General features: G+C 44.6%; 9 protein-coding genes, 2 pseudogenes and 1 other annotated feature. Of the genes and pseudogenes, 8 read left to right on the top strand and 3 right to left on the bottom strand.

Annotation, left to right across the window (positions count from 1 at the left end):
• The first annotated feature begins 29 nt into the window (after positions 1 to 29).
• Complete coding sequence (locus LC048_RS03965; protein ID WP_226603715.1) at positions 30 to 1,115, top strand: M42 family metallopeptidase; 1,086 nt, start codon at positions 30 to 32, stop codon at positions 1,113 to 1,115.
• Positions 1,116 to 1,235: 120 nt separating this feature from the next.
• Here the strand turns inward: LC048_RS03965 and sspI are convergent, their stop codons facing one another.
• Positions 1,236 to 1,451, bottom strand: coding sequence for a small acid-soluble spore protein SspI (sspI, locus tag LC048_RS03970; RefSeq protein WP_226603717.1), 216 nt, complete (start codon positions 1,449 to 1,451; stop codon positions 1,236 to 1,238).
• Between the two features lie 124 nt (positions 1,452 to 1,575).
• On the opposite strand from sspI, the gene LC048_RS03975 reads away from it, so the two are divergent.
• From LC048_RS03975 to pheT, 3 genes are all read left to right on the top strand, one after another.
• Entirely contained in the window at positions 1,576 to 2,331 is a 756-nt protein-coding gene (locus LC048_RS03975) for a TrmH family RNA methyltransferase (protein ID WP_226603720.1), read from the top strand.
• 61 nt (positions 2,332 to 2,392) lie between these two features.
• Positions 2,393 to 2,638 (top strand) — a binding site (T-box leader).
• A 56-nt stretch (positions 2,639 to 2,694) separates the two neighbouring features.
• The gene (gene pheS / locus LC048_RS03980) at positions 2,695 to 3,732 is read left to right on the top strand and encodes a phenylalanine--tRNA ligase subunit alpha (RefSeq protein WP_306049491.1); all 1,038 of its coding nucleotides are present in this window, start codon (positions 2,695 to 2,697) and stop codon (positions 3,730 to 3,732) included.
• Between the two features lie 19 nt (positions 3,733 to 3,751).
• The gene (gene pheT / locus LC048_RS03985) at positions 3,752 to 6,166 is read left to right on the top strand and encodes a phenylalanine--tRNA ligase subunit beta (RefSeq protein ID WP_226603726.1); all 2,415 of its coding nucleotides are present in this window, start codon (positions 3,752 to 3,754) and stop codon (positions 6,164 to 6,166) included.
• A 50-nt stretch (positions 6,167 to 6,216) separates the two neighbouring features.
• Here pheT and rnhC read toward each other — a convergent pair whose 3' ends face one another.
• Positions 6,217 to 7,146 (bottom strand): ribonuclease HIII, encoded by a 930-nt coding sequence (gene rnhC / locus LC048_RS03990; RefSeq protein ID WP_226603729.1) that lies wholly within the window; start codon positions 7,144 to 7,146, stop codon positions 6,217 to 6,219.
• Between the two features lie 139 nt (positions 7,147 to 7,285).
• Between rnhC and zapA the strand changes: the two genes are divergently transcribed.
• The 3 genes and pseudogenes from zapA to polX all read left to right on the top strand — a co-directional run bounded on the left by zapA (position 7,286) and on the right by polX (position 10,058).
• Positions 7,286 to 7,549, top strand: a complete 264-nt coding sequence (gene zapA / locus LC048_RS03995) for a cell division protein ZapA (protein WP_371931994.1) — start codon at positions 7,286 to 7,288, stop codon at positions 7,547 to 7,549.
• Positions 7,550 to 7,556: 7 nt separating this feature from the next.
• On the top strand, positions 7,557 to 8,099 hold the full coding sequence (locus tag LC048_RS04000; protein WP_226603730.1) for a CvpA family protein: 543 nt from the start codon (positions 7,557 to 7,559) through the stop codon (positions 8,097 to 8,099).
• A gap of 238 nt (positions 8,100 to 8,337) precedes the next feature.
• Positions 8,338 to 10,058, top strand: a pseudogene (polX, locus tag LC048_RS04005) (DNA polymerase/3'-5' exonuclease PolX).
• A gap of 44 nt (positions 10,059 to 10,102) precedes the next feature.
• Here the strand turns inward: polX and LC048_RS04010 are convergent.
• Positions 10,103 to 10,285 (bottom strand): hypothetical protein, encoded by a 183-nt coding sequence (locus LC048_RS04010; RefSeq protein WP_306049493.1) that lies wholly within the window; start codon positions 10,283 to 10,285, stop codon positions 10,103 to 10,105.
• Between the two features lie 70 nt (positions 10,286 to 10,355).
• Here LC048_RS04010 and LC048_RS04015 point away from each other — a divergent pair.
• A pseudogene (locus LC048_RS04015) lies at positions 10,356 to 12,713 on the top strand (endonuclease MutS2).
• Positions 12,714 to 12,796: the final 83 nt, after the last annotated feature.

Here is a 12,796-nt window from a genome sequence, read left to right on the forward strand (position 1 = left end):
GGAAACTACATATTAAGGGAGTCGAAATAATGGCGAAATTAGATGAAACTTTAACAATGCTAAAAGATTTAACCGATGCCAAAGGCATTCCCGGCAATGAGCGTGAGCCAAGAGAAGTAATGAAGAAATACATAACTCCATTCGCTGATGAAGTGACTACGGACGGCCTTGGCAGTCTGGTTGCCAAGAAAGTCGGCAATGAGAATGGACCGAAGATCATGGTTGCCGGCCATCTTGACGAAGTTGGCTTCATGGTGACAAGCATCGATGACAAAGGATTCATCCGCTTCCAGACAGTCGGTGGCTGGTGGAGCCAGGTTATGCTTGCACAACGCGTGACAATCGTTACACGCAAAGGGGAAATCACTGGGGTAATCGGTTCTAAACCGCCTCACATCCTTCCTCCAGAAGCACGAAAAAAGCCAGTTGATATCAAGGATATGTTCATCGATATTGGTGCTTCAAGCCGTGACGAAGTGAAGGAATGGGGAGTCACTCCTGGGGACATGGTTGTTCCTTACTTCGAATTCACTGTTATGAATAATGAGAAAATGCTTCTTGCTAAAGCATGGGATAACCGCATCGGCTGCGCCATTGCAATCGATGTCCTTAAGGGGCTTAAAGATGCAGAACATCCAAACGTTGTATACGGAGTTGGAACAGTTCAGGAAGAAGTTGGCCTTCGCGGCGCGAAAACTTCTGCTCAAATGATCCAGCCTGACATCGCTTTCGGCGTTGATGTCGGGATTGCTGGAGATACTCCAGGCGTTACTGAAAAAGAAGCGCTTAGCAAAATGGGTGACGGACCACAGATCATCATCTATGACGCATCGATGGTATCCCACAAGGGACTTCGTGATTTTGTGACAGACCTGGCTGATGAATTGAACATTCCATATCAGTTCGATGCAGTTGCAGGCGGAGGAACAGACTCTGGTGCTATCCATCTGACACACCGAGGTGTACCAGCGCTGTCCATCACAATTGCGACACGCTACATCCACTCACACGCAGCGATGCTTCACCGCGACGACTACGAAAATGCTGTAAAGCTGATTGTAGAAGTCATCAAGCGTCTAGATAAAGAAACAGTTGAAAAGATTACATTCGAGTAATTAAGTAAGTCCAGAAATCAGTGAAAACTGGGTTTCTGGACTTTTTTTTCCATAAGCTCCCCTGCAAAAATCGTGCTTAAGCACAAAAAAACTCCTCAAAGTGGAGGAGTTCTTTCGTGTTTATTGCTTTCCTTTTAATCCATCTTCCAATGCGTTCAGCATTTCCTGCTTTTCTTCCTCTGAGGCGTTCTGCCAGATGACTTCGAACAAAACTCCAAGTCCGGGAAGCATTTTTTCCTCGCCGTTTTGAATGGCGTCGACGATTGTATCTTTAAGCTCGTCCTGTGAATTTCCTGCTACATTAGTAATGACAGCATTCCTAAGGTTTAAGTTCATCCTTTGCTTAAACTCCTTTCAAATTGCCAAGATGGTTATAGGATGAACAATTTTGGTTTTATTATGTATCTGTTTTGAGCTATAATAGTAAAATTGAACAAGACAAAACAAAGGAGAGCCAGAGTTGAAGTACATTCAATCTGATAAAAATCCGCAAGTGAAGCAATGGAAGAAATTATTGACGCGAAAGGAACGCGACAAATCCGGTATGTTCCTTGTCGAGGGCTTCCATTTAGTTGAAGAAGCGCTTATGCAAAAAGAAAATGTTGAGGAAATCATTTTAAGTGAAAAAACCGAATTGCCGCATGGACTGGATTACGGTTCCATTCCTGTTACGGTTGTAACGGATGAAATCAGCAGGCAGCTTGCTGACACGGAGACAACTCAGGGTATATTTGCTGTATGCCAGCAGCCTAAGAACTCAGAAACAAATGGAAAAAGATTTTTGCTGATCGATTCCGTCCAGGATCCGGGTAACCTTGGCACGATGATTCGGACGGCTGATGCGGCCGGAATTGATGCTGTCATTGTAGGGAAGGGCAGTGTCGACATTTACAATCCCAAGGTATTGCGCTCTGCGCAGGGAAGCCATTTCCATTTGCCGGTTTTAAGTGGCGACCTTTCACAGTGGATGAACAAGCTTCAAGCTGAAAACATCCCGGTTTATGGAACGGCCCTTGAAAATGGTGTTGTTTTTACCGAGGCTGAAAAGGGGGAAACCTTCGCACTGCTTGTAGGAAATGAAGGAAGCGGTGTAAACAAAGATCTTCTGGCAAAAACAACAAAAAACCTTTATATCCCGATATACGGTAAAAGTGAATCACTGAATGTCGCTGTCGCGGCAGGGATTTTGCTATATTATTTAAAAACAGCAAAATAGGCTCTAAAACCATTTGATACTGCGCCAAGATTATAATATAATAAACAGCAAAAATAATATTATAAAAACGATGACGGAGAAAAGTAGCTTGAAGTGGCTATCCAGGGAGAAAATGCCGATGACTGGGAGCATTTTTATGGATCAGACAAGCGAAGTTCACCTCCTGAGTTGGCATCGGGACCGCTTTTTAGAAGCGTAAAGATGCATCGGCACAAAGCCGTTATCTCAATGAAGCGAACATGTAATACATAACTGTATTGCCTGTTAAAAAGGGTGGTACCGCGAAACCTCAGACCTCGTCCCTTTATCAGGGATGAGGTCTTTTTGTGTTCAAAAAAGAAGAATATGAAGGAGGATTTACCAATGCAGGATCGTTTGAAAGAACTGCAGGCTGAGGCACTTGAAAAAGTCGCAGCAGCAGCTGACCTTAAAGAATTGAATGATGTCCGCGTTTCCTATCTTGGAAAAAAGGGTCCAATCACAGAAGTACTAAAGGGAATGGGAAAGTTATCAGCAGAAGAAAGGCTGAAAATGGGTGCTCTGGCTAATGAAGTCCGTGATGCGATTTCAGGCCAGATTGAGGTTAAGCAGAAGGAACTTGAGGAAGCAGCGGTCCAAAAACAATTGGCAGCTGAGCAAATCGACGTGACTCTTCCTGGAAGACCTGTTAAAACTGGCAGCCATCATCCTCTTACAAGCATCATTGAAGAAATCGAAGACCTTTTCATCGGCATGGGCTACACAGTCGAAGAAGGACCTGAAGTTGAAAAGGACTATTATAACTTTGAAGCGCTGAATCTTCCGAAGGGACATCCCGCTCGTGATATGCAGGATTCTTTCTACATTACAGAAGAGACATTGATGCGCACACATACATCTCCTGTTCAGGCAAGGACGATGGAAAAGCACCAGGGCAAGGGTCCTGTAAAAATCATCTGCCCGGGCAAGGTTTATCGCCGTGATAACGACGATGCAACACACTCACATCAGTTCATGCAAATTGAAGGGCTTGTCATCGATGAGAATGTAAGAATGAGCGATTTGAAAGGAACACTTGAAGTTTTTGCAAAGAAGATGTTCGGTGATGATCGTGAAATCCGACTGCGCCCTAGCTTCTTCCCTTTCACTGAGCCATCAGTCGAAATGGATATCTCTTGTAAAATTTGCGGGGGAGCAGGCTGCAGCGTATGTAAAAGAACTGGCTGGATCGAGATTCTTGGAGCAGGGATGGTCCACCCGAATGTTCTCGAAATGGCAGGATATGATTCGAAGAAATACACTGGATTCGCATTTGGAATGGGACCTGAACGTATTGCGATGCTTAAATATGGAGTCGATGACATCCGACATTTCTATACAAACGATGTCCGTTTCTTGAAGCAATTTTCAGTTGAAGAATAAGGATTAGGAGGGTAAAACCATGTTGGTATCATATAAATGGCTGCAGGAATATATCGATTTGGAAGGCGTATCTGCTGAAGAGCTTGCTGAAAAAATCACGAAGAGCGGCATAGAGGTTGAAGGTGTAGAAAAGTTAAACGAGGGCATGAGTGGAATAGTGGTTGGCCATGTGCTTGAATGCGAAAAGCATCCGAATGCAGAAAAATTGAACAAAACACTAGTTGATCTTGGCAACGGTGAACCGGTTCAAATCATCTGTGGCGCTCCAAATGTCGGCAAAGGACAGAAGGTTGCTGTTGCAACAGTTGGAGCCGTACTTCCTGGCAACTTCAAGATTAAGAAAGCGAAACTGCGCGGCGAAGAATCCCACGGGATGATCTGCTCGCTTCAGGAGCTTGGAATCGAAGGAAAGCTGGCACCAAAAGAGTATGCTGAGGGGATTTTTAACTTCACTCCGGAAACAGAAATTGGTCAGGATGCGCTAGAAGTCCTTAACAGGGATGACGAGATCCTTGAGCTGGGCTTGACGCCAAACCGTGCTGATGCGATGAGTATGCTTGGTGTAGCATATGAAGTGGGGGCAATCCTTGGAAAGGATGTCAAGCTTCCCAATCCACAGCCTAAGACTTCTTCGGAACAGGCAAGCGACTATATTAACGTAACGGTAGAGGCAAAAGAAGATAATCCCCTCTACGTTGCCAAAGTAGTCAAAAATGTAAAGGTTGGTCCATCACCGGTCTGGCTTCAAACAAGGTTGATGGCTGCTGGCATCCGTCCTCACAATAATGTAGTTGATATCACGAACTTTATTCTTTTGGAGTACGGACAACCGCTTCACGCATTCGATTACGATAAGCTAGGCTCAAAAGAAATCCTTGTCCGCCGTGCAAAAGATGGCGAAGTGATTGAAACGCTTGATGATGTTAAGCGTACATTGACTCCAGACCATCTTGTCATCACGAACGGAACTGAGCCTGTGGCGCTTGCGGGTGTTATGGGCGGAGCGAATTCCGAGGTAGGCAATGATACAACGACTGTCCTGCTTGAATCCGCTTATTTTACAGGCGGTGCCATCCGAAAGGCATCCAAGGACCATGGATTAAGAAGTGAAGCAAGCTCACGCTACGAAAAAGGTGTGGATCCTGAAAGAGTTCGACCAGCTGCAGAACGTGCAGCTGAATTAATGATTCAGTTAGCTGGCGGAGAACTTCTTGGAGGCGTTGTCGAGGCAAATTCACTCGAAGTTAAGCCAGCTGTTGTTTCAACTACACTTGGAAAAATCAATAAAGTTCTGGGAACTGACCTCGTAATGGTGCAGGTTGAGGACATTTTTGCCTCTCTGAAGTTCGGAACATCTGTTGATAATGACACCATCACAGTAACAGTACCTAGCCGACGCGGTGACATCACGATTGAAGAGGATCTTATAGAAGAAGTTGGCCGTTTGTTTGGTTATGATAACTTGCCAACAACACTTCCTGTAGGCCCATCGACACCAGGACATTTATCGGAGTATCAGAAAAAGCGCCGACTTGTCCGTCGCTACATGGAAGGTGCAGGACTTTATCAGGCAGTCACGTATTCCCTTACAAGCGCGGAAAAAGCTACACAGTACGCATTGGATCAGCGCGAGCCTGTTGAACTGGCGATGCCAATGAGCGAAGACCGCAGCTTGCTGCGCTTAAGTATCGTACCTCAACTTCTTGAAGTATTGAAATATAATATCGCTCGTCAGACTGAAAGTTTCGCTGTTTATGAAACGGGGGCTGTCTTCCTGAAAAACAGCAATGAAGACCTGCCTGAAGAACGCGAACATCTAGCTGCCGCGGTAACTGGCCTATGGGAAAGCCATCCTTGGCAAGGGGAGAAGAAGCCTGTTGACTTCTTCGTCCTTAAAGGAATCGTTGAAGGGTTATTTGCAAAGCTGGGACTTGAAAGCCAGTTAGATTTCGTGAAGGCTGAGCTTGATGGGTTGCACCCTGGACGCACGGCTGAAATTTTGCTGAATGGCAATGTTATCGGCTTCATCGGCCAGGTTCATCCAACCATGCAAAAATCACTCGATCTGAAAGAAACTTATGTATTCGAACTGTCGCTTAAGTCTTTATTGGAAGCAGAAACAGCACCGCTTCAGTACACAGCAATCCCTCGCTTCCCGTCGATCTCAAGGGATATTGCGCTTGTTGTTGAAAAAGCAACTGCTGCCGGTGATCTGGAGAAGATTATCACAGAAGCCGGGGGATCATTATTAAAAGAAGTGCATGTTTTTGACCTGTACGAAGGAGAAAAGATGGAACAAGGCAAGAAATCCCTTGCGTTCTCACTGAAATACTTCGATCCAGAAAAAACACTGACAGACGAAGACATTGCAAAAGCACACAATAAAGTCCTTGCAGCTCTTGAAGAAAAAGCTGGAGCAGTATTAAGAGGATAAATGTAAAAAAAGGCAGCCCGCCGGCTGCCTTTTTCATATGGTTCAATTGTTTATACCCTCGCAATCTTCTTCGCCTTTTCCGTATTGGCAAAATGAAGTTTGACGTATTCTGGCAGTACATCGATACCTTTGTCCATGATGAGCCTGGCAGCTGCTTTATCAACTGCTGCGCCAGCACCTTTTGGTATGGTGAATCCCGCGCGTTTGCTGAGGTTCTCGAAATGGCGGACAAACGCGTAGCGGGCGATCATCGACGCTGCAGCCACTCCCAGATGAATTCCTTCTGCTTTTGTGCTGAACAAAACATTTTCCCTGATAATCTTCTTTTGACCTTTCAAATGGGCGTAATAAATCTGCTCTTTTGCAAATTCATCGATCAAAATGGCTTCTGGTTTTTCAGGTGCGATTTTTTCTAGAACATGGTTGATTGCCTGGTTATGCAAAAGGGCTTTCAGCTTGCCCTGCGACATGCCTGTCATCTGCATTTGGTTGTACTTTTCATTATGCAGTGTCATCAGGCTGTAAGGTAAAAAGGTTACGAGTTGCTTGGCAATTTCGATGATTTTATCATCCTTGAGGTTCTTTGAATCCTGGACACCGAGCTCCTTCAATACTGGGATGTCCTGCTGCCTGACATAGGCTGCAACAACTGTGATCGGGCCGAAATAATCACCCGTGCCCACTTCATCTGAACCGATGATGGAAATCTCGCCAATATTCTTTGGTAAATGGGAGCCAGGAGTTGGTGCAGCGGCTTTTTTACCAGAAGGCATCAATGCGGTTCCCCATCTTGCTGCCTCGGTCTCTCCATCTCTTCCCTGGAACAATACTTTTCCTGATTTGTAGGCAGTGATTGCGCAGGAAGGTGTTTTGGCGGCAAAGATGCTGCCAGGTGGAAGCTTATCAATAAGATACTTACTGTAGTACTCTTTCATCTTTTTGATTTCTTCCGGACTTTTTTGAAGGACACTGTTTCCCATTGCTATACACTCCCTGTTCTACGTTTTCAAAGTTAGACATATTCTTCCAAAATTCTTATAGATCTGACAGGCAAATACTTCCCAGCGTTTTACGTTCATGTTATAGTATAAAATAGGATTCTTATGAATGGGGGCATAAATGTTGTCAGACACAAAAAAAAATAAGTCGACTGTCGATATATACGGACAGCAATATACGATTGTCGGCACAGAAAGCACCAGCCATATCCGGCTCATTGCCTCGATGGTAGACGATAAAATGCGTGAGATCGGCTCAGCGAATCCTTCACTTGATACTAGTAAATTAGCTGTATTAACTGCTGTGAATGCCGTTAATGATTACATAAAAATGAAAGATCGTGTTGAATCGCTCGAAGCGGAAATTAAAAGGTTAAAGGACTGAAAAATGAATGCTTGATCTTGCTGTATTAGCTATATTGGTTATTGGCTTCATCGTAGGATTGAAGAGGGGGTTCATCCTGCAAACCATCCATCTGGCTGGATTCATCGCTGCCTTTATCGTTGCGTACATATATTATGACAAACTGGCGCCAAAGCTGACTCTATGGATTCCATATCCAAACCTTGGCAGCAATTCAACGTTAAATCTCATATTCGAGAATGCCAATTTAGAAGATGCGTATTATCGGGCGATTGCATTCGCTGCCATCTTCTTCGCAGTGAAAATCCTGCTCCAGATCATCGGTTCAATGCTCGATTTTGTGGCTCACCTGCCAATCCTGAAGCAATTGAATGTCTTTGCAGGAGGATTCCTTGGTTTTGTTGAAGTGTACCTTCTTTTGTTTATTGTTCTCTACATTGCTGCTTTATTGCCGATCCAGGCGATCCAGGGACCGCTGAACGATTCAATTCTAGCCGAAAACATCATAAAAAATACCCCAGTATTTTCCCAGCAAGTTAAACAACTTTGGATTGAATACACGGCTGCATAACTTCTCTGTTGCGGAGAAGTTTTTTCTTTTTATTGATTCCCCGCGGTTCTATTTTAGGGTAAGGCTGAAAAGTGCAGCAATATCTTATACTATAAAGCCAGTACATATTCGGGCTGTTTATAAATTATCATCGTATTATTTTCATTTAATTTCACAGTAGGACTTGTTTTCTATAAAATAGAAGACAATGACTAGGTCGGGTCATCCGGTCGGGAATTTAATAAGGCAGGTGGACATAATGTCAGTAAATAAAAAAGATATTGTGCAATTACTTGAAACGATCGCTATATATATGGAATTGAAAGGTGAAAACCCATTTAAAGTCTCTGCATTCCGCAAGGCTGCGGCTGCTCTTGAGGGAGATGAGCGCAGTATGTCAGAAATCGGCGAGTTGACTGAACTTAAAGGAATCGGCAAAGGAACAGCGGGAGTCATACAGGAATTCATGGAGACAGGGCAATCAACTGAGCTGAAGGAATTGCAGGAAGAAGTACCGAACGGGCTGATCCCACTCTTGCAGCTGCCCGGAATGGGCGGGAAAAAGATAGCCAAGCTTTACAAGGAACTGGGAGTAGAAAGCATCCACGACTTGGAGGAGGCTGCGAAGTCAGGTGAAATTCGTGACCTTGCAGGCTTTGGGAAAAAGAGTGAAGAAAAGATTCTTGCGGCAATTGAAAACTTTGGCACAAGGCCGGAAAGGCTGCCGCTTGCATACATGCTTCCGGTTGCGGAATTAATTGAATCATATCTTCAAGAGATAGAGGAAATCGAACAATTTTCAAAAGCAGGAAGCTTGCGCAGAATGAGAGAGACGATCAAGGATTTAGATTTCATCATTGCTTCAAAAAATCCATTGGCGGTGAAGGACGAGCTGGTCAAACTGCCGAAAATAAAAGAAATCATCGCAGCTGGAGACACGAAGGTTTCTGTCACACTTGGCCTGGATTATGATGTGAACGTAGACTTCCGCCTTGTTGATCCTGAAGAATTCGCAACTGCCCTCCATCACTTCACTGGTTCAAAAGATCATAATGTAAGAATGCGGCAGCTTGCGAAGGAAAAAGGAGAGAAGATCAGCGAATATGGTGTAGAGAATGTAGAGACAGGTGAAGTCACCACATTCAAGTCTGAGGAGGAATTTTATGAGTATTTGGCCTTCCTTTCATTCCACCTGAGTTAAGGGAAGACGGGTCGGAAGTTGAGGTATATAAAGAAGATTTGAAACTCATTACATTGGAAGACATTAAAGGCGATCTTCACATGCATTCAACGTGGAGCGATGGCGGCCATTCAATCGAGGAAATGGCAAGGGAGTGTATCGCGAGAGGCTATAAATATATGGCGATCACAGATCATTCCCAGTATTTGAAGGTAGCGAACGGTTTAACGCCGGAACGCCTGCGGAAGCAAATTGAAGAAGTGAAGGAACTGAACAAGAAATTCGAAGATTTCACGATTTTGACAGGTATTGAAATGGATATTTTACCAGATGGTTCATTGGATTTTGAAGATGATCTGCTTGCAGACCTGGACTTGGTCATTGCGTCTATCCATTCTTCATTCTCCCAATCAACAGAAAAGATCATGAACCGTTTGAAGACTGCTCTGGTAAATGCTCATGTTGATATTATCGCACATCCAACTGGCCGGCTGATTGGCCGTCGTGATGGCTATTCAGTTGATATCGATATGCTGATCAAGCTGGCAAAAGAAACGAATACAGCCCTTGAGTTGAATGCGAATCCAAACAGACTTGACCTGGCATCAGAGTATTTAAGGAAAGCACAGGATGAAGGTGTCAAGCTTGTCATTAATACGGACGCACATAAAGTGGATACACTTGAACATATGGAAATAGGCGTAACAGCCGCCAGAAAAGGCTGGATCAAGGAATCATCCGTCCTGAATGCAATGGATCTTAATGATTTGCTTGATTTTCTGCACGGGCGCAATGAATAAAGGGACTTTAAACAAGATGAGAAAGTATTCTCTTGAAGAAATGTCTAGCTCCAGCGCCTAGCCCCTCGAGTCGTTTGTCTAGTGTCGCCTCCTAGAAACTCCGAAACTTCAACTCCGCCGGCAGCAAAGAGCGCTTCTTTGTCGGAGTCTCCAGTTTCTGCGTTTCTGGGCAGTCGGCTATACTTTTCGATTTCGGTCCGTCCAATGAAGTCAAAGAGCGACTTCACTGGCCGGCCCTCCAGCGCTTGTCGGGGCTGACCAAGGCGCTTCCGCTTTTCTAAGAAGGAGGAAATTTTTGTGCAGCAGCGAGTTTTGAAAACACTTGAATTTGATAAAATCAGGAACCAGCTGATCGAACATGTCTCATCCTCATTGGGACGGGGAAAAGCAATTGCGTTAATGCCTTCTGTAGATTTTTCGGAAGTGTCCCGTTTACAGGAAGAAACAGATGAAGCAGCGAAGGTTCTAAGACTTAAAGGAAATGTTCCATTAGGCGGTATTCATGATATAAGGCCGCATGTGAAAAGGGCGCAAATCGGAGGCATGCTCAGTCCAATTGAGCTGGTTCAGGTGGCTAGCACTGTACATGCCAGCAGGCAGATGAAACGATTTGTTGATGATTTGCAGGAAGTTACCGAGGTTCCCATTTTACTGAGCTATACAGAGGGAATCATCGTCCTTGCTAATTTGGAAGAATCGATCAGGAATTCAATCGATGAAGGCGGAGAGGTTCTTGACAGTGCAAGTGAAGCACTAAGGTCACTCAGGCAGCAGATGCGAACGCGAGAAGCAAGAGTGCGTGAAAAATTGGAAAGCATGATTCGCTCATCCAACGCCTCAAAAATGCTCTCGGATGCTATCATTACCATCAGGAATGATCGATTTGTCATTCCTGTAAAACAGGAATATCGCTCGCATTATGGTGGTATCATCCATGATCAAAGTTCATCCGGGCAGACTCTGTTCATTGAGCCACAATCTGTTGTCCAGCTAAATAATGAACTTCAGGGCATCCGGGTAAAAGAGCAGCAGGAAATCGAAAGAATCCTTTCAGAGCTATCTGCACTTACTGCCGACCATCATGATGAGCTATTGCAAATCGTCAGCATTATGGGCGAGCTTGATTTCATGTTTGCGAAGGCTCGATATGGGAGCAAAATTAAGGGTTCAAAGCCTATCGTCAATGATGAGGGTCGCATCAATCTCTTCCAGGCAAGACATCCACTTATTGCGATGGATGAGGTTGTTCCTAACAGTGTCACTCTAGGGAGTGATTATACGACGATCGTCATCACCGGTCCGAATACTGGGGGTAAAACTGTTACTTTGAAGACAGTCGGACTTTGTACGCTAATGGACCAGGCAGGATTGCAGATTCCCGCACTGGACGGGTCAGAAGTGGCTGTATTCGGGTCAGTTTATGCCGATATTGGCGACGAACAGTCGATTGAGCAAAGTTTGAGTACTTTTTCATCTCATATGGTCAATATCGTAGAAATCCTTGAAAAGGTTGACCACAATAGCCTTGTGCTATTTGATGAGCTTGGTGCCGGTACTGATCCTCAGGAAGGAGCAGCACTGGCCATCTCGATATTGGATGAAGTATATCAGCGAGGAGCAAGAGTGATTGCGACAACCCACTATCCAGAGCTAAGGCCTATGGATACAATCGGGAAGGCGTCTCCAATGCAAGTGTAGAATTCGATGTGGAAACATTGAGCCCGACTTATAAACTATTGATTGGTGTACCTGGCCGAAGCAATGCTTTTGAAATTTCCAAGAGATTAGGGTTGAAAGAATCTGTCATTACTACTGCGAGATCTTATATCAGCGCGGACAGCAATGAAGTCGAAAACATGATTGCTTCCCTTGAGTCTAGCCGTAAGCAGGCAGAGAGAGACCGTGAAGAAGCACACCAGCTGTTGAAAGATGCAGAACATTTGCATGAGGATTTGCAAAAGCAGACGGCAGAGTATTATCAGAAAAAAAGATGAACTAGCCGAAAAGGCAAAAGAAAAGGCTGCGTCAATCTTGGAAAAAGCGAAAGAAGAAGCGGAAGAAATCATCCGTGACCTTCGGAAGCTGCGTCTCGATAAAGGTGCAGAGATCAAAGAGCATGAATTAATCGACGCCAAAAGACGCCTGACCGAGGCAACCCCTGAACTGAATCAGGTGAAAAAAGGCGGAGGCAAAGCGAAATCTGTAAAACACGAATTCAAGGCAGGGGATGAGGTCAAGGTTCTGACCTTTGACCAAAAAGGACATCTTGTTGAGCGCGTTAACCCTAAAGAATGGCAAGTACAGATTGGTATTCTAAAGATGAAAGTGAAAGAAACAGATATGGAATATATCAACTCCCCTAAGCCAGTAGAAACCAAACCATTGACCATAGTGAAAGGCAAGGACTTTCACGTGGGGCTTGAGCTGGATCTTAGAGGAGAGCGTTATGAAGATGCCCTCATGAGAGTAGAAAAATATATCGATGATGCTTTGCTTGCCAGTTACCCTAGAGTCAATATCATCCACGGAAAAGGAACCGGGGCATTAAGGCAGGGAGTCCAGGAATACCTCCGAAACCACCGGTCAGTCAAGAAAATAAGATTTGGAGACGCAGGTGAAGGTGGAACTGGTGTAACTGTAGTAGAATTCAAATAGAATAACGCATGCAAAATAATGTAAAACCCCGTAACAACACTTTATAATAGGCTCTGGGGTAAAATCTTTTCGGGGAGAATGGA

This window comes from Mesobacillus subterraneus, from assembly GCF_020524355.2.
GTDB lineage: Bacteria > Bacillota > Bacilli > Bacillales > Cytobacillaceae > Mesobacillus > Mesobacillus subterraneus_C.